Origin of the sequence: Chromobacterium sp. CV08 (genome assembly GCF_051129845.1) — a bacterium.
Lineage (GTDB): Bacteria > Pseudomonadota > Gammaproteobacteria > Burkholderiales > Chromobacteriaceae > Chromobacterium.
Window position 1 is genome coordinate 4,516,780 of sequence record NZ_CP150453.1, and the last position, 25,918, is coordinate 4,542,697.

Annotated in this window: 19 protein-coding genes and 1 tRNA gene; 9 read left to right on the forward strand and 11 right to left on the reverse strand. The window is 67.9% G+C overall.

Annotated elements, in window-relative coordinates; all coding sequences use genetic code 11:
* Window positions 1–8 precede the first annotated feature (8 nt).
* Window positions 9–1,412, reverse strand: a complete 1,404-nt coding sequence (locus WNM05_RS20550; RefSeq protein ID WP_434630455.1) for an MBOAT family O-acyltransferase — start codon at window positions 1,410–1,412, stop codon at window positions 9–11.
* 76 nt (window positions 1,413–1,488) lie between these two features.
* Window positions 1,489–2,322, reverse strand: coding sequence for a symmetrical bis(5'-nucleosyl)-tetraphosphatase (locus tag WNM05_RS20555; protein ID WP_434630458.1), 834 nt, complete (start codon window positions 2,320–2,322; stop codon window positions 1,489–1,491).
* Between the two features lie 125 nt (window positions 2,323–2,447).
* On the opposite strand from WNM05_RS20555, the gene WNM05_RS20560 reads away from it, so the two are divergent.
* A complete protein-coding gene (locus tag WNM05_RS20560) occupies window positions 2,448–4,472 on the forward strand; it encodes a UvrD-helicase domain-containing protein (RefSeq protein ID WP_434630461.1) in 2,025 nt (674 codons plus the stop codon).
* 257 nt (window positions 4,473–4,729) lie between these two features.
* Here WNM05_RS20560 and WNM05_RS20565 read toward each other — a convergent pair whose 3' ends face one another.
* Window positions 4,730–5,455 carry a c-type cytochrome gene (locus WNM05_RS20565; protein WP_434630464.1) on the reverse strand — a complete coding sequence of 242 codons (726 nt, stop codon included), beginning with the start codon at window positions 5,453–5,455 and terminating at the stop codon, window positions 4,730–4,732.
* 156 nt (window positions 5,456–5,611) lie between these two features.
* On the opposite strand from WNM05_RS20565, the gene WNM05_RS20570 reads away from it, so the two are divergent.
* Window positions 5,612–5,688, forward strand: a tRNA-Arg gene (locus WNM05_RS20570).
* 368 nt (window positions 5,689–6,056) lie between these two features.
* Here WNM05_RS20570 and WNM05_RS20575 read toward each other — a convergent pair.
* From WNM05_RS20575 to recC, 8 genes are all read right to left on the reverse strand, one after another.
* On the reverse strand, window positions 6,057–7,919 hold the full coding sequence (locus tag WNM05_RS20575) for an ABC transporter ATP-binding protein (protein WP_434630466.1): 1,863 nt from the start codon (window positions 7,917–7,919) through the stop codon (window positions 6,057–6,059).
* A gap of 166 nt (window positions 7,920–8,085) precedes the next feature.
* Complete coding sequence (locus WNM05_RS20580) at window positions 8,086–8,292, reverse strand: hypothetical protein (protein WP_434630469.1); 207 nt, start codon at window positions 8,290–8,292, stop codon at window positions 8,086–8,088.
* 289 nt (window positions 8,293–8,581) lie between these two features.
* Window positions 8,582–9,463, reverse strand: coding sequence for an NUDIX hydrolase (locus WNM05_RS20585; protein ID WP_434630471.1), 882 nt, complete (start codon window positions 9,461–9,463; stop codon window positions 8,582–8,584).
* A 113-nt stretch (window positions 9,464–9,576) separates the two neighbouring features.
* A complete protein-coding gene (gene recD, locus WNM05_RS20590; RefSeq protein WP_434630472.1) occupies window positions 9,577–11,274 on the reverse strand; it encodes an exodeoxyribonuclease V subunit alpha in 1,698 nt (565 codons plus the stop codon).
* Window positions 11,275–11,307: 33 nt separating this feature from the next.
* The gene (locus tag WNM05_RS20595) at window positions 11,308–12,045 is read right to left on the reverse strand and encodes a substrate-binding periplasmic protein (RefSeq protein WP_434630474.1); all 738 of its coding nucleotides are present in this window, start codon (window positions 12,043–12,045) and stop codon (window positions 11,308–11,310) included.
* Window positions 12,038–13,522, reverse strand: a complete 1,485-nt coding sequence (gene pap / locus WNM05_RS20600) for a polyphosphate:AMP phosphotransferase (protein ID WP_434630476.1) — start codon at window positions 13,520–13,522, stop codon at window positions 12,038–12,040. Before pap ends, WNM05_RS20595 begins: the two co-directional genes overlap by 8 nt.
* A 50-nt stretch (window positions 13,523–13,572) precedes the next feature.
* Entirely contained in the window at window positions 13,573–17,163 is a 3,591-nt protein-coding gene (recB, locus tag WNM05_RS20605) for an exodeoxyribonuclease V subunit beta (RefSeq protein ID WP_434630478.1), read from the reverse strand.
* On the reverse strand, window positions 17,160–20,357 hold the full coding sequence (gene recC, locus WNM05_RS20610) for an exodeoxyribonuclease V subunit gamma (RefSeq protein ID WP_434630480.1): 3,198 nt from the start codon (window positions 20,355–20,357) through the stop codon (window positions 17,160–17,162). The genes recB and recC overlap by 4 nt, the downstream gene beginning before the upstream one ends.
* A 237-nt stretch (window positions 20,358–20,594) precedes the next feature.
* Here recC and WNM05_RS20615 point away from each other — a divergent pair, with 237 nt between their 5' ends.
* The 7 genes from WNM05_RS20615 to ubiU all read left to right on the forward strand — a co-directional run bounded on the left by WNM05_RS20615 (window position 20,595) and on the right by ubiU (window position 25,916).
* Window positions 20,595–20,978 carry a SirB2 family protein gene (locus WNM05_RS20615; RefSeq protein ID WP_434630482.1) on the forward strand — a complete coding sequence of 128 codons (384 nt, stop codon included), beginning with the start codon at window positions 20,595–20,597 and terminating at the stop codon, window positions 20,976–20,978.
* A gap of 103 nt (window positions 20,979–21,081) precedes the next feature.
* Window positions 21,082–21,531, forward strand: coding sequence for a type IV pilin protein (locus tag WNM05_RS20620; RefSeq protein ID WP_434630484.1), 450 nt, complete (start codon window positions 21,082–21,084; stop codon window positions 21,529–21,531).
* Window positions 21,528–22,034, forward strand: coding sequence for a GspH/FimT family pseudopilin (locus tag WNM05_RS20625; protein WP_434630486.1), 507 nt, complete (start codon window positions 21,528–21,530; stop codon window positions 22,032–22,034). Before WNM05_RS20620 ends, WNM05_RS20625 begins: the two co-directional genes overlap by 4 nt.
* Complete coding sequence (locus WNM05_RS20630; protein WP_434630488.1) at window positions 22,031–22,636, forward strand: PulJ/GspJ family protein; 606 nt, start codon at window positions 22,031–22,033, stop codon at window positions 22,634–22,636. The genes WNM05_RS20625 and WNM05_RS20630 overlap by 4 nt, the downstream gene beginning before the upstream one ends.
* Window positions 22,633–24,453 (forward strand): hypothetical protein, encoded by a 1,821-nt coding sequence (locus WNM05_RS20635; protein ID WP_434630490.1) that lies wholly within the window; start codon window positions 22,633–22,635, stop codon window positions 24,451–24,453. Before WNM05_RS20630 ends, WNM05_RS20635 begins: the two co-directional genes overlap by 4 nt.
* Window positions 24,453–24,803, forward strand: coding sequence for a type IV pilus modification PilV family protein (locus WNM05_RS20640; protein ID WP_434630492.1), 351 nt, complete (start codon window positions 24,453–24,455; stop codon window positions 24,801–24,803). Before WNM05_RS20635 ends, WNM05_RS20640 begins: the two co-directional genes overlap by 1 nt.
* 96 nt (window positions 24,804–24,899) lie before the next feature.
* Window positions 24,900–25,916: a ubiquinone anaerobic biosynthesis protein UbiU gene (ubiU, locus tag WNM05_RS20645; RefSeq protein ID WP_434630495.1), complete on the forward strand. Its 1,017-nt coding sequence runs from the start codon at window positions 24,900–24,902 to the stop codon at window positions 25,914–25,916.
* Window positions 25,917–25,918 lie beyond the last annotated feature (2 nt).

Here is a 25,918-nt window from a genome sequence, read left to right on the forward strand (position 1 = left end):
GGTGCGGATCAGAATTGGTAGTAAATGAAAGCCGGGATGCCGGACGGCGCCAGCGAAATCACCGCCAGCGCGATGCCGCTCAGCAACAGCGGCTTGCCCCACCACGGCAGCGCGGCCAGCCGGGCGAAGCAGCGCTCCGGCAGCGCCGACAAGGTCGGCAGCGCCGCCAGCCACAGGACGAGCAGCAGCAGCAGGCCCGGCGCGTTCAGCGTCAGTTCCTGGCCCGGCGGCGCGAACATCGCGCGCAGGAACTCCATCGCCTCGTCCAGCGACTGCGCGCGGAAGAACACCCAGGCCAGACAGACGTAATGGAAGGTGATCAGGCGGGCCAGCCACGGCGAGACGCCGCTGACGGCGTCGCGCTTCCACACCTTGTCGCCTATGTTCAGCGCCACCACCGCCAGGCCGTGCATCGCGCCCCATACCAGGTATTTCAGGCTGGCGCCGTGCCACAGGCCGGACAGCAGCATCGCCGCCAACAGGTTGATCTGGGCGCGGACGAAGCCGTTGCGGTTGCCGCCGAGCGGGATATAGATGTAGTCGCGTATCCAGCTGGACAGCGAGATATGCCAGCGCCGCCAGAAATCGCGCAGGTTCAGCGCCATATACGGCGCGTCGAAATTGCGCGGCAACTGGATGCCCAACAGCAGCGCCAGCGCGGTGACCAGATCGGTATAGCCGGAGAAGTCCAGATAGATCTGCAGCGCGTAGGCGTAGAACGCCGCCCACACCTCCAGCGTGTGGAAGGTGTCCGGCGCGGCGAACACCGGGTCGACCCAGGCGCTGGCCAGCCAGCCGGCCAGCCACAGCTTTTTCAACAGCGCCAGCACGATCAGGCCCAGCGCGCGGTCCAGCTGCGCCACCTGCCGCCGCGCCGGGCTGCGCAGCTGCTCCAGCAGATCGGCCGCCCGGCAGATCGGCCCGGCCAGCAGCGTCGGAAAGAAGACGAGGAAGAGCGCGAACTGGGGCAAGGCCGCCGGCTTGAGCTCCCGGCGATACACCGATACCAGATAACTGACCGACTGGAAGGTGTAGAAGGAAATGCCGACCGGCATCAGGATGTCCAGCGCCGGCAGCAGCGCCGAGACGCCAAGCGCGTGCAAGGCCGCCTGCGCGCTTTCGCGGAAAAAGTCGAAATACTTGAACAGCGCCAGATTGCCGACGGCCAGCGCCAGCGACGCCCGCAGCCAGCGCGTCGGCCGCGCCGACGCCAGCATGCGCCGCGACAGATGGTGCTGGATCAAGGTATAGGCGGCCAGGATGGCGGCGAAGCGCCAATCGAGCTTGATGTAGAACAGATAGCTGGCGACCAGCAACAGCAGGTTCTGCAGGCCGGGCACGCGACGGCAGCCCCAGTAGACGGCGAAGAAACCGACGAAGGCCAGGGCGAATTCAATGGACAGATAGCTCATGCTAAGGTAACAAGCTGGCGGAGGCGGCAATTATGACAACAAGGCCGTCCTCGCACCAGCGCCGGTAAAATTTTATTTATTTGCCGGCCGCCAACTCGATCGGCCGATAGGCCTCGCACGGCAGCGAGAACAGCTGCCTGTCGTCCAGCCGCAGCGCCGACAGGCTGCCGCCCCACAGGCAGCCCGAGTCGATGGCCAGCACGTCCTCGTCCAGATGGACGCCCAGTGCCGACCAGTGGCCGCAGACGATGGGCGTGCCGCCATGGCGGCGGCCCGGCGCCTGGAACCACGGCAGCAGATGGGCAGGCGCGCCGTCGATCTCGCCCTTGTAGCCGAGATCCAGCTCGCCGTCGCGCGTCAGGAAACGCATCCGCGTCATCACGTTGACGATCAGCCGCAGCCGGTCCGAGCCCTTCAGATCGTCGCTCCAGCGCGTGGGCTTGTTGCCGTACAGGCGGCCGAGGAACTCTCGGTGCCGCTGTCCGGACAGGCCGAACTCCACCTCCTCGGCCAGCCTGAGCGCCTTGGAAATGGTCCACTCCGGCAGCAGGCCGGCGTGGACCATCGCATAGCCGTGCCCCTCCAGCATCATCGGCTGGCAACGCAGCCAGTCCAGCAGCACCTTGCCGTCGGCGGCGTTGAGGATATCGTCTATCGTGTCGTCGCGGTGCAGCTTGCCGAAGCCTTCCGACACCGCCAGCAGGTGCAGGTCGTGATTGCCCAGCACCATCTCCACCTGGTCCTGGTGCTGGAACACCCAGCGCAGCACCTCCAGCGACTGCGGGCCGCGGTTGACCAGATCTCCGGTCAGCCACAGCGTATCCTTGCCGGGATTGAAGTCGATCAGTCTCAACAACTGCTGGAACGGGCCGAAACAGCCCTGGATGTCGCCGATTGCGTAGATGGCCATATTCTTTTCCTGGGAAGCGGATCGGGCGCGAGCGTGAGATTCCATCCGCGATAAGCCATGATACCGCATGCTACAATGCACGGCCTTGATTACCGATTCGCTACGCCCGTCCGGGCCAGACCGCCATGTCCGCTCCCTTGCTCAATCCGCCGCAGCGCGCGGCCATCCACTATCTCGACGGCCCCCTGCTGGTGCTGGCGGGCGCCGGTTCGGGCAAGACCCGGGTGATCACCTACAAGATCGCCCACCTGGTGCGCGAAGGGGGCATACCGGCGCGCCACATCGCCGCGATCACCTTCACCAACAAGGCGGCGCGCGAGATGCTGGAGCGGGTCGGCAAGCTGATGACGTCGGCCGAGATCCGCGGCATCACCGTGTCCACCTTCCACTCGCTGGGCATGCACATCCTGCGCCAGGAGGCCACGCATCTGGGCTACAAGCCGCAGTTCTCGATACTGGATTCCTACGATGCCGGCAAGATCATCGCCGACATCCTGAACACCACGTCCAAGGACGAAATCCGCAAGGTGCAGAGCCAGATCTCGCTGTGGAAGAACGACCTGAAAACGCCGGACGACATGCTGCTCTCGGCCCAGGACCAGTGGGAAAGCGTCTGCGCCAGGACCTATATCGCCTACCAGGACACGCTGACCGCCTACCAGGCGATGGACTTCGACGACCTGATCCGCTTGCCGGTGCAATTGTTCCGCGAGCATCCCGAGGTGCTGCTGAAATGGCAGGGCAAGCTGCGCTACCTGCTGATAGACGAATACCAGGACACCAATACCTGCCAGTATCAGCTGGTCAAGCTGCTGACCGGCGTGCGCGGCCTGTTCACCGCGGTAGGCGACGACGATCAGTCCATCTATGCCTGGCGCGGCGCCAATATGGAAAACCTGCGCTTGCTGCAACAGGACTTCCCGGCCTTGAAAGTGATCAAGCTGGAGCAGAACTACCGCTCCACCGCCCGCATCCTGCGCGCCGCCAACAGCGTGATCTCCAACAATCCCAAGCTGTTCGAGAAACAGCTGTGGAGCGAGCTGGGCCTGGGCGAGCCGATACACGTCGTCCAGTGCAAGGACGAGGAGCACGAGGCCGAGACCGTCGTGCAGCGACTGCTGGCCCATAAGTTCGAATGCCGGACCGACTTCAAGGACTACGCCATCCTCTACCGCGGCAACTACCAGGCGCGGATTTTCGAGCAGGCGCTGCGCAACCAGCGCATCCCCTACCAGATGGCCGGCGGCCAGAGCTTCTTCGACAAGCCGGAGATCAAGGACCTGCTGGCCTATATGCGGCTGATCACCAATCCGGACGACGATCCGGCCTTCATCCGCGCGCTGACCACGCCCAAGCGCGGCGTCGGCGCCGGCACGCTGGAGAAGCTCGGCGCCTGGGCAGGCCAGTACGGCAAGAGCCTGTTCGCCGCCGCCCACGACGCCGGGCTTCGCGTCCAGGTGCAACAGGCCCAGCTTGCGCCGCTGGAACAGTTCTGCGAATTCATCACCCAGCTGCAATACCGCGCCACCGGCGAGGAAGCCGGCAGGCTCGCGCTGGAGCTGCTGCAGGCGATAGGCTATGAAGCCTGGCTGTACGACAGCGAGGACAGCCCGAAGATCGCCGAGACCAAGTGGAAGAACCTGCTGGAGATGGTGGCCTGGCTGGCCAAGAAGGGCGAGGCCGACGGCAAGAACCTGATCGAGCTGACGCAGACCATCGCGTTGATCACGATGCTGGAAGGCCGCGACGAGGGCGAGGTGGACGCGGTCAGGATGTCGACGCTGCACGCGTCCAAGGGCCTGGAATACCCGCACGTCTTCCTGGTCGGCTGCGAGGAAGGCATCCTGCCGCACAGCGAGTCGGTGGAGAACGGCATGGTGGAGGAAGAGCGTCGGCTGATGTACGTCGGCATCACCCGCGCCCAGCGCGGCCTGACGCTGAGCTACTGCGTCAAGCGCCGCCGCGCCGGCGAATGGCAGTTCATCGAGCCGTCGCGCTTCATCAGCGAAATCGACGGCGACGATCTGCGCCATTTCGGCAAACCGGGCGCCGAGCCGCTGGTCAGCAAGAGCGAGGGCAAATCGCGGCTGGCCAATCTGACGGCGATGCTGGCCGGCAAGGACAAGTCCGGCGAATCCACGACCGATTGAGAGCGGAAAAAGAAATGGCGTCTGAAAAGACGCCATAAAGAAGAATGAGGAACATCTCTGGGTGAAGCGAGGCTGGGGAACCTCACCTGACTGATAAGCTTGAGCCGCCTACCGGTCAATCAGATGTGCCTATGATGCCGTAAACGCGGCCTGCCGCCACCTGTCCTTTTTAACCGGTCACGTTAATTGACATTTCAAGGCAAATCCCGAAATGAAAACACCCCGCTGTCGCGGGGTGTTTTTGTTCGATCTGAGGCTTACTTGGAATTGTTGACCATATATTCGATCGCGGCGCGGAATTCGGCATCGCTGCCGGTATAGCCGCCCTTCGGCGGCATCGCGTTCAGGCCCTTGGTGGCGATCTTCACCACCTCGTCCATCCCCGGCTTCAGTCGCGCCGCCCAGGCGGCCTTGTCGCCGAACTTCGGCGCGCCGGCGACGCCGGCCGCGTGGCAGGCCACGCACACGCTCTCGTAGATCTTCTTGCCGACCACCGCCGGATCGGCCGCCGCCGCCGCGCCGCCGGCGCCGCCGACCGGCGGCTCGGTGAACTTGGCGCCGCCGGCGTTGCCCATATAGGCGACCGCGCGCTTGACTTCGTCGTCGCTCATGTCAGGCGAACCGCCCTTGGCCGGCATCGCGTTGAAGCCGTGCAAGGCGTGGTCGACCAGGGTGTCCCAACCCTTGGCGATACGCGGCCCCCAGGCGCCGGCGTCGCCGAACTTGGGAGAGCCCGCCAGGCCGGTGCCGTGACAGGAGATGCAGATCGCCTTGTATACCTGTTCGCCGGTGCGCATGCCCGGCGGCGCGTCGCTGGCCTTGGCTTCGCCGACCGGCTTCAGGCGGGAGGCCACCGCCTCCTTGGTCATCACTTCGGCATCCACATTGAAACCACTGGTGGCGAGCTTGGCCAGCAGCCAAATCGCCACGACAAGAAAGACAACGATGCCGACCAGAACCTTCACGATCTGGCCAGGGGCCATTGCGTTCTCATTACTCATCCCGAGCCTCGCCTGAAAATAATGACAATTAAAACCCGTCGATTATAAGGGATGCATGTTTGCAAGGCAAAAAACCATACCCTGGACTCGGATTAGTTTTTTGCTGTATGATGCGTCCACTTGATTGAAATTCACAGCGCACCCGTAGCTCAGTTGGATAGAGTGTCAGTTTCCGAAGCTGAAGGTCACAGGTTCGATCCCTGTCGGGTGCGCCAACAAAATCAAAGGCTTGACGGCATATTGCCTCAGGCCTTTTGTTTTTTCTCCCACGTTTCCCATTGAATTTCCCTTTTTCCGGCAAACCGGAAAACTTCCCGTTCGAGCCAGAGACAGGCTCCGCCCTGGCGGCAGGCCCTCGCCGACAGCGTTTTTTTACGCATCAAATTTGATATAGATCATTCGGGCAGTGCTTTTGGCCTAATTACATGATGCCGTTCTGCCACACCGGCGCGACGGCGCCGTCCATGCGGCCATGTCGACGCGCTAATCGGATGATAGGCGATGAACGGCGGCGGCGATGCAGGAGCCGCGCCCTTGCGCCGCCCGGCAATAAAAAACCCCGCCTGGGCGGGGTCCGTCCTGCTCAGCCCATCAGCGACAGGCCTTCGTTCTCGTCGTCGTCCTCCTCGCCGAGGAAGCCTCCGCTCTGGTGCGCCCACAGCCGGGCGTACAAGCCGCCCTGCGCCAGCAGCTGCTGGTGGCTGCCCTCCTCGACGATCTGGCCGCGGTCCAGCACGATCAGCCTGTCCATCGCGGCTATCGTCGACAAGCGGTGGGCGATCGCCACCACGGTCTTGCCTTCCATCAAGCGGTACAGGCTGCGCTGGATCGCCGCCTCCACCTCGGAATCCAGCGCGCTGGTGGCCTCGTCCAGCAACAGGATAGGCGCGTCCTTCAGCATCACCCGCGCGATGGCCACGCGCTGGCGCTGGCCGCCGGACAGCTTGACGCCGCGCTCGCCGACATGGGCGTCGTAGCCGGTCCTGCCCTTGGGGTCGGTCAGCGTGCGGATGAAATCGTCGGCCTCGGCGCGGCGCGCGGCCGCGACCATGTCCTCGTCCCCGGCGTCCGGACGCCCGTACAGCAGATTGTCGCGCACAGAGCGGTGCAGCAGCGAGGTATCCTGCGTCACCATGCCGACCTTGGCCCGCAGGCTGTCCTGGGTCACGCCGGCGATGTCCTGGCCGTCGATCAGGATGCGGCCGCCGTCCAGGTCGTAGAAGCGCAGCAACAGATTGACGATGGTGGACTTGCCGGCGCCGGAGCGGCCGACCAGGCCGATCTTCTCGCCCGGGCGTATCGTCAGATTCAGGCCGGCGATCACGTTCTTGTCGCCGCCGTAGGCGAAATCGACGTTGTCGAAGCGGATCTCGCCGCGCGGCACTTCCAGCCTGGCCGCGTCCGGCCTGTCGACCACCGCCACCTTGCGCGACAGCGTGGTGATGCCGTCCTGCACCGTGCCGATGTTCTCGAACAGGCTGGACATCTCCCACATGATCCAGTGCGAGATGCCGTTCAGCCGCAGCGCCATCGCGGTGGACGCCGCCACCGCGCCGACGCCGACCTCGCCTCGGCTCCACAGCCACAGCGAAGCGCCGGCGGTGACGCCTATCAACAGCATGCTGCTGAACTGGTTGACGACTTCGAAGCCGCTGACCAGGCGCATCTGGCGGTAGGCGGTGCTGAGGAACTCCTGCATCGCGCCCTTGGCGAAGCGCGCCTCTCGCTGGCCGTGCGAGAACAGCTTGACGGTGGCGATATTGGTGTAGGCGTCGGTGATGCGGCCCGTCATCAGGCTGCGCGCGTCGGCCTGCAGCGTGGCGGCCTTGCCCAGCCTGGGCACGAAGAAGCACAGCGTGGCGATGTAGAACGCCAGCCAGCCGAGGAAGGGCAGCAGCAGGAAACGGTCGAAATGGCCGAGCACCGCGATCATCGTGACGAAGTAGATGACGACGAAGACCAGGATGTCGGTGACGATCAGCACGGTGTCGCGCACCGCCAGCGCGGTCTGCATCACCTTGGCGGACACCCGCCCGGCGAACTCGTCCTGATAGAAACTCAGGCTCTGGCCCAATAGATGGCGGTGGAAGTTCCAGCGCAGCCGCATCGGAAAGTTGGAAAACAGGCCCTGATACTTGCTCATCGCCTGCAAGGCCACCAGCACGATGCTGCCCAGCAGGATGCCGGCCAGCAGCAGCAGGTGGCCGCGCTCGCGCTGCCACAGCAGGTCGGCCGGCGTCTTGGACAGCCAGTCGACCACCGAGCCGAGCATCGAGAACAGCAGGGCTTCGAACGCGCCTATGGTGGCGGTCAGCAGCGTCATGCACAGTATCAATCCGCGCATGCCTGCGGTACAGAACCAGATGAAGGAGAAGAAGCCCTGCGGCGGCTGGGCGGCGGGCGCGTCGGGATAGGGGGAAACCCGGCGTTCGAACCAGGAAAACATAAAGATCGCTCCGTTTTCCGAAACCGGGAGGTTTCAGATTGGGGGTTAGGGGAGCGATGACGGTAGCCTATCCTGCGCTTGTCCGCAATGGGAAAGTTGCTCTTCGCTCATCTTCGTCAAAAAGATGGACGACTGGATATCGGCGGCATGGCGTCCGCAAACCGCTCTAGGCCGGCTCGACCCGGATGTAGACCTCTTCCAGTTTTTCCGAGGTGCGCGCCTTGACGTCCACCTTGTGCACCTCGGCGCGCAGCCGCCCCTTGTAGACGTGCAGCATCAGCTCCGCCGCCCGCCGCGCCTGTTCCTGCGTCGGGTGCAGCGGTCCCCTGTCGTCGATGCCGAAATCCGGAGAAATCAGTTTCAACCGATACATTATTGTTGACTCTAGCTAAAACGGCGTTGTTTGGAGTTTTTATACTAAATGCATGTCCTCCATCCGATTCTACATGAGTTTAACTGCGCGCTGCCACCATCATGATTTTGCGAGCATTCGACTGAATTTTGTCGACAATCGATGAAAAATCCCGGCAATTCAAGCAAGGATTGAAAATCTAGGAATCATCTTAAATGCAGTAATGAATGAGTAAAAAGCATGACGAACGCGGCGCGGACAAGAAAAAACCCGCCGGTTCGGGCGGGTCGGGGCTTTGGAAATGGCGATTTCAAGCCGGCAGCGCCGTGTCGGCCGCCAGATCGTGGCGCACCCGCGCCAGCGCGTCGGCCACCTGCCGATTGCGCGCGCCCCAGTAGCCCAGCCGGCACAGCGCGTCCAGACAGACCAGCGCGGCGTCTATCATGAAGCGCTCGGCCACCAGCAGCCGCTCCACCTCGGCCAGCGGCAGCAGCAGATGCTCGGCCACCTCGCCATCCTGACAGCGCGGCTGCGCGCCCGGCTCCAGCCACAAGTCGTAGACGCACAGCCATTCGCGGTGCAGGCCCCGCGCGACCGGCCGCTGCGCCAACAGCAGCGCGACCGGCCTCGCATCGCCGAGCCGTTCGCGGGCGACGCCGGCCTCCTCCCACGCCTCGCGCTCCAGCGCCAGCGCCAGCGTCTCGCCGGCGGCGACGCCGCCGCCGACCAGATTGTCCATGCGATTGGGGTCCACCGCCTTGTGCGGGCTGCGCCGGCCGACCCACATCCGGACCTCTCCATCCGCCATCCTGCACAGGCCGTTGACGTGGACGGCGCGGCTGGTCAGGCCCAGCGGCCGGAACGCGGCGCGCTCCAGTTCGAAATACGGGGAGCCGTCGCTGCGGAAGGCGGTGAAGTTCTCGTTGCGCCAGCCATTGAGCCAGCCGGCCTGCTGCCAGCGGCGCGCCGCCTGCGCCAGACCGTGGCTGATGCTGCGATAGCTGCCGCCCAGCCGGCAGAGCAGGCCCTGGAAGTTCTCCTCGAACAGCGCCGCCTCGTGCCGCAGCAAGCGCTCCTTCCACTCCCCATTGACGCAACCCATTCTTTCGCCGCCGATGAACAGCGGCGTGAACGGTCGCGCGTCGAAACGGCTGACCTTGTCGAGATAGCCCAGTACGGCATCCACCAGCATGACCACTCCCCCTGCGTTTTACCGGGAAGGCTGCATATTAGGACGTCTGTCGGCGCTTGACTAATCGTTGCCCGCACAAAGCCGGCAAGTGTTGCATTCTGTCTGCTGCCGGCTCAGCGCAGGCGGTCGGCCAGGCCCGAATCCCGCCGCGGCGCCAGCCCCACCCCGTCCAGCCAGACCTCGCCGGCGCCGATCGCGGCAAAGCGCGTTCGCGCGCGGGTGACGGCGGTGTACAGCAAGGCCCGGTTCAGCAATCCCCCCGCCTGCGGCGGCAATTGCAGCCATACCTCGTCGTACTCCGAGCCCTGGCTCTTGTGAACGGTCATCGCGAATACCGTGTCGTGGGCCGGCAGCCGGCCCGGCGCGAATTCACGCCAGCCTCCGTCGTCGGACGGGAACAGCACCCTCAGCCCGGCCGGCCGCTGCAAGGCGAAGCCGATGTCGCCGTTGAACAGCCCCAGGCCGTAATCGTTCTCGCCTATCATCACCGGCCGTCCCGGATACCAGTCCCGACCCGGCTGCTTGACGCCACGCTCTTCCAGCCGGCGCTCGATGCGGCGGTTGCAATCGGCCACCTGGCGCCGCTCGGCGGCCAGCAGCATGAAGGCGGCGAATGCCCGCTGCACCTCGTCCGGCCCGGCGCCGGCGGCCACCGTCTGCAGGTATTCGGCGCGCATCGCCAGCAGCGCGTCGTCGTCGGCCGCGTCCCGCAGGCCGATGTCGGCCCAGCCGTCGTCCTGCAGCAACCGCAGCGAGGCCGCGCCGTCGCCGCCGTTGACGCGCCTCGCCAGCTCGCCGATGCCGGAATCGGCGCCGAAGCGGTGGCTGCGCGTCAGCAGCGCCACGCAATCGGTCAGCGCGCCGCCGTCGACGCCGTCCTGCGGCAGCGTCCCCCCCGCCACCCGCGCCAGCCAGCCCAAGGTGTCGTCGCGGTAGCCGATGCGGGCGCACAACTCTCCCAGCACCGCGCCGGCCTCGACCGACGACAGCTGGTCGCGATCGCCCAGCAGCACCAGCCGCGCCTGCGACGGCAGGGCCGCCACCGTATTGGCCATCATCGCCAGATCTATCATCGACGCCTCGTCCACCACCAGCACATCCAGCGGCAGCGGATTGCCGTCGTGATGGCGCGGCTGCCCGGCGCCGGGCCTCAGGCCGAGCAGGCGGTGCAGCGTTTCGGCCTTCGCCGGCAGTTGGCGCCGCACCGATTCGTCCACGTCCAGCCGCTCGCGCGCCGCCCTCACCGACTCGGACAGCCGCGCCGCGGCCTTGCCGGTCGGCGCCGCCATCGCCATCACCAGCGGACGCGGCGATGCGGCCGCCAGCAAGGCCAGCAGACGCACCACGGTGGTGGTCTTGCCGGTGCCGGGACCGCCGGAAATCACCATCAGCCGCTGCCGCGCCGCCAGCGCCGCCGCCAGTTTCTGCCGGTCAGGCCCGGCCTCGGCGCCGCCGGGGAAGAGCCGCGCCAGCCAAGCGGCCAGCGCCGTCTCGTCCGGAGGCGGCAGCGGCTCGGCCAGCCGGGCCAGCCCTCGGGCCAGCCTGTCCTCGTCGTGCCAGTGGCGGGCGAAGTACAGGCGGCCGGCCTCATCCAGGATCAGCGGCGCGTATTCGCCGGGCGCGCCGACCAGGGCGCTGCCGCGCAATGCCCGGCTCTCGGGCCGGTGCGCCAGCGGCAGGCAGACATGGCCGGCCAGATTGGCGCGGCCCAGCTCTCCGACCAGGGCCAGCACCGTGTCATCGGCATCGGGCGCCAGGCGGGCGAACAGCCGGACCAGCTGATCGGGCAATAATGGGGGAGCGAAACTCATGAAGGCATCCGGAAATGGGAAACGCGCCGGCGCTCAATCGCGCCCGGCGAACAGCGGTTTCAACCGGCCCTGGCCGGCCAGCGCCTGGATGGCCTGATTCAATCTGGGCAGCAGCTCGCGGTGCTGGGGATGCAGCCTCAGCATCACCGGCAGACTGCCGACCGAATCGCCCGGCAGGCAGCGGCTGCCCTCGGGACGCCGGTTCCAGTATTGCGCGCGGCCGCGCTCCAGCACCACCGCCTGCACCTGGCCCTGGCGCAGCTTGTCCAGCAATTCCTCCTCGTTGGCCGAGGTGTCGCGCTTCAAGCGCTGCGACTGGAAGGCAGGCGCCAGCAGCGGATATCGCTGGCCGCTCAGCATGCCTATGGTCCAGCCCTTCATGTCGGCCAGCGGCGTCGGGACGCGGCCGCGTCCCGGCGGCAGGCACAGCCGGAACTCGACCTCGCCGACAGGCTGGGTGTAGAAGCCCGCCACCGGCGACAGCGCGCGCCAGCCGGGATTGACGCCGACCTCGACGTCCAGCCGCCCCAGTTGGAACAGCTGCTCCAGCCGCTGGGTCGGATAATAGTCGAGCTGGAAGCGGATGCCGCTCTGCCGGGTGATCAGCGCCAGCGCGTCCCGGTAGGCCTGCAGCAGCCCGCCCTCGGCGGCCTGGCGCAGCGGTTCGCTGGTATCGTTGGCCACGCCGGCTCGCAGCGCATCCTGCGCCAGCGCCGGAACGCCGGCGGCCACGCCCAGCAGCAGCAACAGCCCGCACAACAGCCTATTCACCCAGTCTCGCCTCCAGCGCGTCGCAGATCGTGGACAGTATCTTGATGCGCGCAAAATATTTGTTGTTGGCCTCCACCAGCGTCCAGGGCACCTTGCTGGTGCTGGTGCGGTCGACCATATCGCTGACTGCCTGGCGGTACAGTTCCCATTTGTCGCGGTTGCGCCAGTCCTCATCGGTGATCTTGAAACGCTTGAAGCCGGTCTCTTCGCGCGCCTTGAAGCGCGCCAGCTGCTCGTCCTTGCTGATCGCCAGCCAGAATTTCAGCACGATGGCGCCGTTTTCGGTCAGTTGGTGCTCGAAATCGTTGATCTCGTAATAGGCGCGCATCCAGTCGGCCTCCGGCGCGAAGCCCTCCACCCTCTCCACCAGTACCCGGCCGTACCAGCTGCGATCGAAGACGGTGGTGCCGCCCTTGCCCGGCACATGGCGCCAGAAGCGCCACAGCCACGGCTTGGCCTTTTCCTCCTCGCTCGGCGCCGCCACCGGCACCACCCGGTAGCGGCGGGCGTCCAGCGCCTGGGTGATCCGGCGTATGCTGCCGCCCTTGCCGGCGGCGTCGTTGCCCTCGAACACCAGCACCAGCGAGTGGCGGGCAAAGCGCGGATCCCGCGTCAGCGTGTTCAGCCTGCCCTGCAGCTGCTCCAGCTTTTTCCGGTAGTCGTCCTTGTCCAGCTTCCGCTCCAGCTGCAGCGTGTCCAGCACCAGCTTGTTGTCTATCGGGGCCAGCAGCGGCGGCGCCTCCACCCTGTCCGGCGACGACGCAGGCTGGCCGATGCGGCTGCGTATCGCCTCCAGTATGGTGTTGGCCACCGTCAGGTTGCGGTAGTTGGCGTCCTCGCCGTCTATGACTATCCACGGCGCATGCGAGGTATTGGTCAGCCTCAGCATGTGCTCGCCGTACTTGCGTATCTTGTCGTAGCGCTCGTAGTGCTCCCAGTCCGTCTTGCTGACCCGCCAGCTGGTGGCCGGATCCTGCTCCAGCGTCTTCAGCCGCTGCTTCTGCTTGTCGCGGCTCAGATGGAACCAGAATTTCAGCACGACCGCGCCGTCCAGCGTCAGCATCCGCTCGAAGCGCAGGATGTCGAAGATCTGCCGGTCGAAGGCGTCGCGGTCGCTGCGGTTGAACACCCGGTCGAACAAGGTATCGGAATAGTAGGAGCCGAAGAACATGCCGATCCGGCCCTTGGCCGGCAGTTCGCGCCAGTAGCGCCACATCCACGGCCGCGCGCGCGCCTCGTCGTTGGCGTCGGCGAAGGCTACGGTGTGGATCAGCCGCGGGTCCAGCCATTCGTTGATCAGATTCATCGTCTCGCCGCGGCCGGCGCCGTCGAAACCATGGATCAGGATCAAGACCGGAAAATCCGCCTTCTCCTTCAAATCGTACTGAACGTCAAGCAATGCCTCGCGCAGCGCCGGCATCATCTTGCGAAAAGTGTCTTTGTCTATGCGGTGCCCGATTTCGGCGGATTCAAACATGTCTAGCATCCCTATCCATTGCTTAGCTTAGTTGCAGTCCCCGGTCGCCATCACTGAGTAGAACTACCAGTGCCGCGCTTGGTTCCGCGGCCGTCCAGCAGCGCGTCCAGCGCGTCCAGCAGCGCCGGCGCAGGCATGTCGGCCCACACGCCGCAGCCGGCCTCGCCCATGCCGCGCAGGAACAGATAGCGCACGCCGCCGAAGCGGCCTTCCCAATCGGCGCCGCGCGCGGCGAAATAACGCCGCAGCGCCACCAGGTAGATCAGGTACTGCAGATAATAATGCTCGCGCGCCACCGCCCGCAGCAGACCGTCCTCGCGATAGTCGTCGTAGTCGTCGCCCAGGTGATTGGACTTGTAGTCGATCAGGTAGAATCGGCCGCCCGCCTCGCAAACCAGGTCGACGAAGCCTTTCAGGAAGCCCTGCACGCTGGCGAAATCGAGCTCGCCGGCGGCCCGCCGGAACGGCTCGGCCAGACCGTGCTCCGGCTTTTGCAGCACGGCGATCAGCGCCGCCACGTCCAGCCTCTTCACCGGCAGCGTGAATTCCAGCTCTATCAGCCGCTTGCCGTCGGCGACGTCGCACAGGCGCGCGCCGGGGGCGATTTCGGCGCGCAAGGTCGATGCGATCAGCTCGCAGCCGGCGTCCAGCCATTCGGCGCCGAAACCGTGCCGCTCCAGCGCCTCCGCCACCGCCGCGCGGACAGCGTCGTCGCCGGCGCCGAAACTGATGTTCTCGAATATCTCGTGCAGGCAGATGCCGGCCTTGGCGCCGCGCGGGAAGCGGAAGCGGTCGCGCAGCGGCTCCGCCGCCGGCTCGACCTCGGCCGGCCTGGCCACGCGGTCGTAATCGGGGGCCTCGGCCAGATGGCTGCCGGCGTCGTGGGTCAGCGAGGTGAAGCTGGCGATCTTCCACGGCGTGAACAGCTTGCGCTCGAACGGCCGCGCGGCGTAGGCGCGGCCTTCGCCGCGGCCGCCGGCCAGCGCCTGCCTGCCGTCGCCGTCCAGCCAGCGCGCCGCCTCTCCCCGCCCGTCGAGAAAGGCCCGCAACTGCGCCGCCACCATCCCGCCGTCCAGCTCCAGCGCCTCCAACGCCGCCAGATCGCGCGCGCCCGGCGCGTGCAGCAGCCAGGACAGCGCGGCGGTCTTCAACTCCCTCACCCAGCCCCAGGCGATGTACTGGCGGTATTGGGCGCGGGTCAGCGCGACGTACAGCAACCGCAGCTTCTCGGCCAGCATCTCGCTCCTGGCCGCCTGCCGGACGCCGTCGTCGGCGGCCGCCTCCGGCGCCAGCCACGGCTCGTCGCCGTCGTGGTAGCTCCAGAAGCCGGCGCCGCGCCGTTCCAGAGCGCCATTCCACAAGAAAGGGCAGAACACCACCGGATACTGCAGGCCCTTGGCGGTATGAACGGTGACGATCTTGACCAGGGCGGCATCGCTCTCCAGCCTCAGCGACGCGTCCTCGCCGCGCGGCGGATCGGCGACGCGGGCGGCAAACCACGACAGCAGCGGCGCCATGCCCTGGCGCCCCTCGCTCTCCTGCTGGATCAATTCGGCCAGATGGCCGAGATTGGTCAGCCTCCGCTCGCCGTCCGGCAGCGGCAACAGCCGCTCCGCCGCCCGTTCGCGCGCGAACCAGTGCCGCCAGGTGGCCATGAAGCCGCGCTCGCGCCAGCGCTGGTGATCGTCGGCGTTCTTCAACAGCTGCCGTTCCCAACGCGCCTCGTCTTCCAGCTCCGTCTTGATCTGCGCGGCGTCGAGGCCGGCCAGCTCGGTGGCCAGCGCGCGTCGGAGCCTGCCCTCGTTCGCCGGTTCGGCCCAGGCGTGCAGCAAGGCCAGCATCTCGCCGGCCTCTCTGCTGGCGAACACGCTCTCCTGGGTCAGCGCCACGCTGGCCACGCCGCGCGCGCGCAACTCGCTCCTCACGCGATCGCCCTGGCTGTGGGTGGCCACCAGCACAGCGACATCGCCGCCTGCCAGCGCCCGGCGAACCTCGCCCTTGACGATGGCGGCGCGGTCCTCGGCCGCCAGCGTCAGCAAGCGGGCGATCTCGTCGGCGCAGGCTTCCGCCGCCGCCTGTTCGGCGGCCTCCTTGCTCAATTCCTTTTCTCCGGCCGCGATCCACTGCGCGTTGAACGGCGCGCGGTCGTCGTCGACGTCCAGCCGACCGCCGGACGACGGGCTCGCCGCCACCGGCTGATAGGCGATGCCGTCGAGCAGGAAGGGCAGCTCGCGGCCGAACAGCGCGTTGACGGTGGCGACCAACGGTTCGTCGGAGCGGCGGTTGGTGTCCAGCGTGTACTGGCGCTCGGCGTCGTGCCGGGCGGCCAGGTAGGCGAAAATGTCGGCGCCGCGGAAGCTGTAGATCGCCTGCTTGGGATCGCCGACCAGGAAGACCGGCCGGGCCTCCTCGACGAAGCAGCGACGGAAGATCCGGTATTGCGTCGGATCGGTGTCCTGGAACTCGTCGATCAGGGCCACCGAGAAACTGTCGGCCACCTGCGCCGCCAGCATCGGGCCGGTTTCCGGATGGTCCAGCGCCGCGCCCAGATCGGTCAGCAGATCGTCGAAGCCGCGGCTGCGCTCGACGCCGCGGCGCCGCGCCAACTCCTCGTTGGCCCAGGCGATCAGCTCCAGCTTCAGCCCGGCCAGCGAGTGGGCGACCTGGTCCATATAGACGTCCCAGGCCGCAAGCCAGGCCTCGATCCGTTCGAACAGCGGGTGGGCCGGCGCGTCGAAGCCCTTCTTCATGCCCTTGGCCAGCGCCTCCGGCCTCAGCTTGTCCAACAGCTTGCGGCTGTCGCTGTCCAGCTCCGGCAACGCGTCCGGCAAAGCCAGCCAGCCGCGCAGATTGCCGGCGATGCGCGCCATCGTGTCCGGCCGGTAGACATTGGCCTTGAAGCCGTGATGGGCGAGGAAGCGCTCCAGCCCCTCCTCGAGCAGCTCCGGCTCGCCGGAAAGAGCCTGCCAGCGCTCGAAGGCCAGCCGCTGCGCGGTCTCCAGCCGGATGGCGTCCGGCGCGCGCAGCTTCAGATAGGGCTTGGACAGATAGGGGCGGATTTCGGCCAGCCAGGCGTCCGGCGTTTCCCGCCTCTCCACCAGCACCTGGGCCAGCAGCGGCTCGGCGACGATGCGCCGGCGCCAGAAATCGTCGACGATTTCGGCGAGGCGGGCCGCGTCGTCCTCGACCAGTTCGGCCTGGAAGGTCTGTCCGCTCTCGAAGGCCGCGTCGGTCAATACCCGCTGGCAGAAGCCATGTATCGTGTAGATGGCGGCGGCGTCGAAGCCGTTGACCGCGGCGGTCAGCCGCTGGCGAGCCACCTCGCGCGCCGGCCCCGGCGGAAAGCGGGCGGCCAGCGCCAGCAGGAAGTCGTCTCCGCCGGCCTTGCCGTCCAGCAAGGCCAGCATCTCGCCCAGGCGGCGGCGCAGCCGCTCGCGCAGCTCGGCGGTGGCGGCCTTGGTATAGGTGACCACCAGTATCTGTTCGATGGACGGCGGCGGCGCGCCGTCGCGCTCCTCCAGCAACAGCCGGGCGAACAGCGCGGCGATGGTCCAGGTCTTGCCGGTGCCGGCCGAGGCCTCGATCAGATTGACGCCCGACAACGGGCAGTTCAGCGCGTCCAGCGCTTGCGGCGCCGTCATGCCTCGCCCCCCTGCAAGCGTTCGGCCAGCGGCAGCAGCAGCGTTTCCGCCAGCTGGGCGAACAGCGGATCGTCCAACGGCGACTGGTGGCGGAAGGCCAGCGCGATCGCCGGCTCGTCTTTCTGCGCGATGCCGTCGCCCTGGATGAAATTGGGCTCCCATTTCTGCCAGGCGGCGGCCAAGGCCTTTTCTCGGTTCTCGGGCGCCTTCGCCAACGCCTCGGCATAAGCCCAGCTGGTGCGGCCGAAGAACGGCAGCGGCTGCGCCTGGCCCTGGCGCCAGCGGACCAGCCACGGCGCCAGCAGGCCGGCGGCGTCGATCTCCTCGTGGAGCAGCGTGCTGCCGGTGTCGTCGTAGCAGGCGCTGTGCGGGACGACGCCGGCCGGCCTCGCCGCGCACAGGATCAGGTGGTTCAGCCACAGCGCGACGCGCTGGGCGGCGTTCATCTTGCCGACGATGAAGTCCAGCCGGCCCTCGGGCCGCAGGCCGTACAGCTCGCCGACCAGCGTGAAGCCGGCGATGTCCAGGTGCACCGGCCGCGGCGGCAGCGCTTCCTCGCCCAGCGCGCGCGGCAGCCGACCGGCCAGCCGCACGCTGGCCCGCCCCTCCTCCTGCAGCCAAGCCCGGCCCAGCTCCCCGCAAGGCAGCAGGCCGGCCGCCGCGGCCCGCTCCCGCGCCGGCGCCGACGGCTTGCGGTGCAGCATCGCCTCCACCAGCTGGCGGCGCAGCGCCTGGCTGGCGTCGCGCTCCATCGCGAACGGCTCGCGCGCCGGCTGCGCGTCCCCGTTGTAGGCGACGCGCAGCGCCAGCCGATCGGCCAGCCAGGCCCGCGCAGGGTTCTGCCAGAAGCGGATGAAATCGTGCAGATTGACCACCGTCGCCGTCGCCTCGTCCGGCAGCGGCGCGACGAACGGCGCCGGCTCCGCCGGCGGCGCGGCCAGCGCGGCGGCGAAGACCGGCTCGAAGCTGGCCAGCCGCGCGTCGCCGCCGTCGAAGGCGCTGGGCGAGAACGGCTGCAGCGGATGGCGCAGCGTCAGCCGCGCCGCCATGTCCTCGCCGCACATCGCCGACAGCGTGTCCAGCAGCTCCGACACCAGCGGCGACGGCGGCAGCGGCTCGCCGCTGCGCGCCGACTGGCCGACATAGGACAGATACAGGCGGCCCCGCGCCGACAGGATGGCCTCCAGGAACAGATAACGGTCGTCGAAGCGGCGCGAGCGGTCGCCGCGGCGCGGATTGCGCGCCACCAGATCGAAGCTGACCGGCCTCTCGTCGCGCGGGTAGGCGCCGTCGTTCATGCCGACCAGGCATAGCGTCTTGAACGGTATCGAGCGCATCGGCACCATCGCGCAGAAGGTCACGCCGCCGGACAGGAAGCCCTGGGCCGACGACAGCGACAGCTTGCGCAGCAGCCAATCCCGGACCACGGCCAGGCCCACCGGCCGGTCGAAGCCGGCCAGTCCGGCGTCCCCGGCCAGCTCGGCGAAGGCCTCGCGCAGCAGCTCCAGCGCCGCCTCGTCGTCGCCGTCGGCCAGGAACAAGCGCTCGCCGGCCTGAAGGAAGCGCCGCGCCCAATCCTGCGGCGACGCCGGCCGCGCCCATTCGTCGGCCAGCGCGTCCAGCGCATCGTAGAACGCGGCGAAGCGCGCCAGCGTCTCGCCCAGTTGGCCCTGGGCCGCGGTATGCGGCAGCAGACCGGCGAACAGGCCCGCGTCGTCCCCGGCCAGCGCCGGCGGCAACACGGTGCCCAGGAGCAGCCGATCCAGTCCCCAACGCCAGGTGTAGGCGGCCTCGGCCGGCAGGCCCAGCGCCGCCTTGTGCGCCGCGTTCCGTCCCCAGCGTATGCCGGCCACGCGCACCCAGTCCTGGACGAAGGCGAGATCGGCGTCGGCCAGGTCGAATCGGGCCAGCAGCGCCGGACAATCCAGCAGCGCCAGCACCTCGTCGGCGGCGAAGCGGGAATCGGCCAGCTTCAGGACGGCGGCGTAGGTGGCCAGCAGCGGCTGCTCGCGCTCGACGCGCCGGTCGGCGATGCTGTACGGGATGTTGGGCGCGTCGTCGCGACGGCCGAACACCGCGTCGATATACGGCGCGTAGCGGTTGATGTCCGGCGTCAGCACCGCCACGTCGGCCGGGCTGAGCTTGGGATCGGAGGCGAACATCGCCAGCAGCCTGTCCTTCAGCGCCTCCAGCTCGCGCATCGGACCGTGGCAGGCGTGCACCTCGACCGAGTCGTCGTCCGGATCGTAGGCGCGCGGCAGCTGCGACGGATCGTTGAGCTCCAGGATGTCGCGCTGCAGCCGGGCGAGCAGACTGTCGCCGCCGGGCGCCGCGAACAGCGGCCTGGCGTCCAGCTCGGCGTCCTCGGCGATCAGTTCGAAGAAGTCGCGCCCCTGCTTGCCCAGCGACGCCAGCAGCGGGTGGCCCTCGCTGGCGAACAGGTCGCCGGCCTGCCTGAGCTTCAGCTTGCGGCGCGCGTCGACGATGTCGCCCCAATACGCTTCGCAGGGGTTCAGCGTGAACAGGCAGACGTCGGTCAGCTCGGAGAGCCGCTTGACCAGCGCCAGGTACATCGGCGCCAGCGACGCGATGCCGAACAGCGTCACCCGGGGCGGCAGGTGCTCCGGCCTCAGATCGGCGAAGAACTGATCCAGCATCCGCACGCGGTGCCGGCCGGGATCGCTCTCGGCCAGCCGCCGCCACAACGCCGCCTGCCAGACCTCGTCGTCGCCCAGGCCAAGCAGTTCGCCGGCCTCCCAGGCGCGTATCCAGTCCGGCCGGAACACCAGGTATTGGTCAAAGATGTCGGCGATCTTGCCGGCCAGCTCGAAAGCCGCGGCCTCGCCGCCTTCGAGATAATGGATCACCGGGCCGAACGGCTCGCCCGACAGCGTCGGCAGCAGCGCCAGCAGCCGCCAGGCCAGCACCTCGGGCACGAAGGCCGATTTGCGCGGCAGCTCCGGCATCACTTTCTGCATCAGCCGCCAGGCGAAGGCGGCCGGCAGCGCGAAGTCGATATTGGCGGCCACGCCGGCCTTGCGCGCGACGTCCAGCGTGATCCAGCGCCCCATGCCCCGACTCTGCACGATCACGGTCTCCGCCGCGAACGGATCGGCCAGCGGCATCGCCTGCGTCATGCCGCAGAACAGCTCGCCCAGTTGCTCGAGACGGTTGGATTGATAGAGAAACAGCATGGGATGGTGTGCGCGCGCCCGGATGCGGATATGGCCGGATTGTAGCATCGCGCGGCCGCCGCCCGGCGAACCGGCGGCGATTGACTCCCGTCAATGCCGGATTCGCGCCGATGTCATTCAATGCCGCCATGCCATCGACATCTCACGTTTCCGCCTCCGCGCTCGCTACAAAACGCAGCCCGCGCCGTGTACCATGGCCGGCATCGGCGCGCCGCGCGCCTCACCGATCGACCCGCCATGTACCCATACCTGATCGTCAAGCACGCCCACATGGGCTTCGCCTATCTGTCCATCCTGCTGTTCGCCGCCCGAGGCGCGCTGGTACTGGGCGGCCGCGGCCATCTGCTGCAGAACAAGCCGCTGCGCATCCTGCCGCACGTGATAGACACGCTGCTGCTGGCCTGCGCGATCGCGCTGGTGGTGATCGGCGGCTGGCCGATACTGCAAAGCCCGTGGCTGCTGGCCAAGATCGCCGGCCTCGTCGCCTATGTCGCGCTGGGCCGCATCGCGCTGCGCGGCGCCACGCCGCGGCATCGGCTGCTGGCCTTTCTCGCCGCGCTGGCCACGGTGTTCTACATCGTGCTGGTGGCCAAGACCAAGGCCGTGCTGCCGCTGCCCTGATCCGAGCCGCCGGCTTGACTGCGCCGGCCGGGGCTTCTAGGACACAGTAGGGACGCGCGATGCAGCCCCTGATCCCGTTCCCGTCCCCGGAGTCCGCCGCCAGATGATTCGCGATCTTCCCGCCTCCCTCCGATCCCGCGCCGGATTTTCCTTGCTGGAACTGTTGATCGCGCTGGCGCTGGTCGCCATCGTCGTCGGCATCGCCCTCCCGAGCTACCAGGGCTATATGCAGCGCGGCCGCCGCAGCGACGCGCTGGACGCCCTGTACCAGCTGCAGCAGGCGGAACTGCGCTACCGCGGTTTCCACGCCGGCTACGCCGCGGGCCTGGGCGATCTGCAGACGCCGTTCGCCGGCGGCATCAGCCGCCAAGGCTATTACCGGCTGGAAACCGGCATCCCCAGCGGCGGCCAGCCGGCCTCCAGCTATTTCATCCGCGCCACCGCCGTCGCAGGCGGCGCCCAATCCGGCGACTCGGAGTGCCGGACCATCACGCTGACCCAGCGCCAACACACGGTGACGCAGGAACCGCTGCCTTGCTGGGGCAAGCGATGAGGCATCGCCAGCGCGGCCTGACGCTGATCGAGCTCGCCGTAGTGCTCTCGCTGGCGGCCCTGACGATGACGCTGGCGCTGCCGGCGCTGGGCAACTGGATCGCGCGCCAGCAATTGCAGGGCGCGCTGGACGACATCCGCTACGGCCTGACGCTGGCGCGCAAGGCCGCCACGACCCGCCAGAAGCGGATCTGGGTCGAGTTCGGTCAGAACGGCGGCGGCTGGTGGATGAAGATATCGGAACAGGAGAACGGTCCGGGCTGCGACCCGGCCCGCGACCTGCGCTGCCTAGGCAGCGAGCAGCATGCCGGCATCTCGCTGTCGTCCAGCCCTCCGCTGCCGCAGCGACTGGCCTTCTCGCCGCTCAGAGGCATGCCCCAGGACGCGTCCCGCCAGCCGCTGAAACAGCTGGATCTGCACCTGGCGCGCGCCGGCTGCCGCTCGGCTCAACTGACGCTGCTGGCCACCGGCCTGCTCGTCTCCACCGCGGGCAACTGCCCATGAAGGCGCAGCACGGCGTCAGCCTGCTGGAACTCCTGGTGGGCATGACCATAGGCCTGCTGTTGCTGCTGGCCGTCTCCGGCCTGCTGGTCGGCCTGCTGGAAAGCCAGGCCCGCGAGCGGCGCCAGGCCCAGCTGGGGGAAATGCTGGACGGCGCGCTGTCGCTGATGGCGATGGAGCTGCGCCGGGCCGGCTACTGGAACGGTAGCGGCGATCCGGCCGCCAATCCCTACGGCCGCATCTACATCGAACAGAACGGCCGCTGCCTGCGCTACGGCTACGACACGCCGCCGGGCGGCAAGCCCGGCCTCCCGCGCCACTTCGCCTTCCGCCTGAGCCGCGACGGCGCCGGCCGCGGCGAGATCCAGCGGCTGGAAGCGGAACCGGCCGACTGGCGCTGCGACGCCGACGACGCGCGCTGGAACAATCTCAGCCAAGCCGGCATCGGCGACGTCCAGTCGCTGCGCTTCAGCCGCAATGCCGACGGCGGCGCCATCGAGCTGGAGGTCGCGGCGCGGACGCAGGCCGGCGCTGCCGACGAACGCGTCGACATCCATGCGCTGGTCACGCTGCGCAACCGGCCGACGGTGGAGTCCCCGCCATGAACGCGCCGCGCCGTTCCCGCGGCCTGGCCACGCTGTTCGCGGTGCTGACCCTGCTGACCATCGCCAGCCTGGTACTGCTGGCGGCCTCGCGCCAGCTGGTGCTGGCCCACGCCAACGCACAGAACCAGCACCGCTACCACCAGGCGCTGAACTACGCCGAGGAGGGGCTGAGGCAAGGCGAGCGGGCGCTGACCGCGGGCCTGCCGCTGCCGCCGACCGACCCGAAGCGACATTACCGGCTTCAGCAGTTGCCCGCGAAGCAGGCCGGCGACCCGATCGTCCTGCTGAGCACCGGCCTGTTCGACGGCCACGAAGTGACGGTGCGACGCGCCTTCCGCCCGGCCTCCGGCGGCGACGCCAGCCCCGAGGCGCTGTCCATCGTCGGCGATCTGGACCTCGGCGGTTCGGTCAATCTGCTCAGCGGCAAGCCGGTGGACATGACGGTGGACGGCAAGGTGACGCTCAGCGGCTCGATCTCCGGCATCGCCACGCTGCAGAGCACCAGCGACATCGTCGTCAGCGGTCCGCAGGCCATAGCCGTGCTGCACGCCAACGGCAATATCGAGCTGGCCAACGGCAGCTACAAGACGGTCAAGGCGGTCGGCGATCTGACGCTGCGCGGCGACGCCTCCATCTCCAGTCTGGCGCGGGTCAACGGCAAGGCGGCCTTCCTCAGCAGTCCCGGCGCCGATCCTGCGGTGGCGCGGGCCGAGGTCAAGGGCGACGTCGACATCGCGATGGGCGGCGCCCGATTCGGCGAGCTCTACACCGAGGGCTCGGTGCGCGTCCGCCAGATGGGCGGCATGGCCAGGCTGAACGCCGAGCGCGATGTCGACATCGAGGGCTGGGGCGCGCCGGTCAGCGGCGTCGTCGGAGGGCGCACCAGCTACAATCGCGGCAATCCCGACATGCGCATCGCGATAGACCCGCAGCTGAAACTGCGGCTGGAGCCGGTGCCTCGGGTCCAGGTGAAACGGCCTCGCATCGACGCCTACGACTACCGCGGCGAGGCCCATTACCTGTTCCGACGCGACGCCGCCGGCCGGATCGAAGTCGTCGTGCGCAAGATCCACGGCCTGAACGACGGCGTCTATCGGCTTGGGCTGTCGCCGGACGGCCAGCAGGCCAACTATCTGTGCCGCGATACCGACAGCCAGGGCCGTTGCCACCGCGGCGAGCCGGCGCAGCCCATCTGCCACGGCTATTCGCCGCAGAACGACTGCTTCGCCGGCAGCCGGCCCGGCCTGTGGAAACTGGGCGGCACGACGATGGCGCCGGGCGTGCTGTGGTTCGACGGCGACCTGGAAGTCGGCAACGGCAGCTACCACAACAGCTTCATCGCCAGCGGCAATATCTCGACCAGCGGCCAGCACGAGAGCTATGCCGTCAACTACGCCGGCCTCGTCGGCGTCTGCAACAACGCCGGCTTCCCCACCCTGTATCCGGAAGACTACTGCCGGCAGGGCCTGTTCAAGCCGCGGCCGATAGGCAACGCCGTGCTGCTGGCCGGCGGCTACGTCGGCGGCCGCTTCCAGGGCGGCAACATCACGCTGGGCGTGTCCACCAAGGTCTACGGCAACGTCTGGGCCGGCAATATGCTGTTCTCGGCCGGCGCCACCACGATACACGGCTACGTCAGCGCGGTGCTGCAGGGCGGCGGCGGACAGCCTCACCGCTGGGGAGGCAGCACCACGATAGACCTGCGCGAGCTGCCCGAATCCTTCCATCCCGACAGCGGCTCCGGCGACCAAGACGGCGGCCAGCCGCGCGGCCTGGCGCCGCTGCCGTACAGCTGGATGGACAGCGGAGCCGGCTGATGGAACGCCAGACCGGCTTCACCTTGCTGGAAATGATGATCAGCCTGCTGGTGCTGGCAATCGGCGTGCTCGGCCTGCTGGGACTGCAGACCGAGCTGCTGCACAGCCAGTTCGCCGCCAACGACTACAACACCGCCACCAATCTCGCGCAGTCGGCGCTGGAGCAGCGCCACCACGGTCCCGCCGGCGAGTGCGACCATGCCGGCTACGCGCCGGCGGCCGCCAGCGGCACGCTGGCGCGCTTCCAGTGCCGCAGCAGCGTCGCCAGCGGCACCGCCAATGTCGACGTGCGATGGGTGGACAGCCAGGGCGAAACCAATGTGCTGAGCCTGAGCGCGCCGGAGCGCTGAGCGTCTCGCGTCTTGGCCGGGCCCGTTGACCCAGCGCAATGGCCGCCTCGCCGCCCTCTGCTACTGTCTGCGCATTGACATTCCCCCCGACCTCCGATGCCAGCCAGACAGCAATTGCCGGAACTGGTGTGCCCGGCGGGCAGCCTGCCCGCGCTCAAGGCCGCCGTCGACAACGGCGCCGACACCGTCTACTTCGGCCTGAAGAACGACACCAACGCCCGCAACTTCGCCGGCCTCAATTTCGACGACCACACCGCCCGCGTCGGCATACGCTACGCCCGCGACCGCGGCCGGCAGGTGCTGCTGGCGATCAATACCTACGCCCAGGGCGGCGACACCGCCCTCTGGCGGCGCGCGGTGGACCAGGCCGCCGATCTCGGCGTCGACGCGGTCATCCTGGCCGATATCGGCCTGCTCGACTACGCCAGCCGCCGACATCCCGGCCTGCGGCTGCACCTGTCGGTGCAAGGTTCGGCCACCAGCCACGAGGCCATCCGGCTGATGCACGAACAGTTCGGCATCCGCCGCGCCGTGCTGCCGCGGGTGCTGACACTGGAACAGGTGCGCCAGGTGATCGCGCACAGCCCGGTCGAGATCGAGGTATTCGGTTTCGGCAGCCTGTGCGTGATGGCCGAGGGACGCTGCCTGCTGTCCAGCTACGCCACCGGAGAATCGCCGAACGGCCACGGCGTCTGCTCGCCGGCCAAGTTCGTCGAGTGGCGCAACACCCCGGACGGCCTGGACGCGCGGCTGGCCGGCATCCTGATCGACCGCTACGACCACGATCAACCCGCCGGTTATCCGACGCTGTGCAAGGGCCGCTTCGACGTCCAGGGCGACACTTATTATGCGCTGGAGGAGCCGACCAGCCTCAATGTGCTGGCCGTGTTGCCGCAGTTGCTGGCAATCGGCGTTTCCGCGATCAAGGTGGAAGGACGCCAGCGCAGTCCGGCCTATGTCGCCCAGGTGACGCGCGCGCTGCGCCAGGCGCTGGACGCCGCCGGACGAGACGGCGAACGCTACCGGCCGTCGCCGGAATGGCAACAGGCGCTGTCCAGGGTGGCCGAAGGCTGCCAGCAGACGCTGGGCGCCTACGACCGCCCGTGGAAATGACC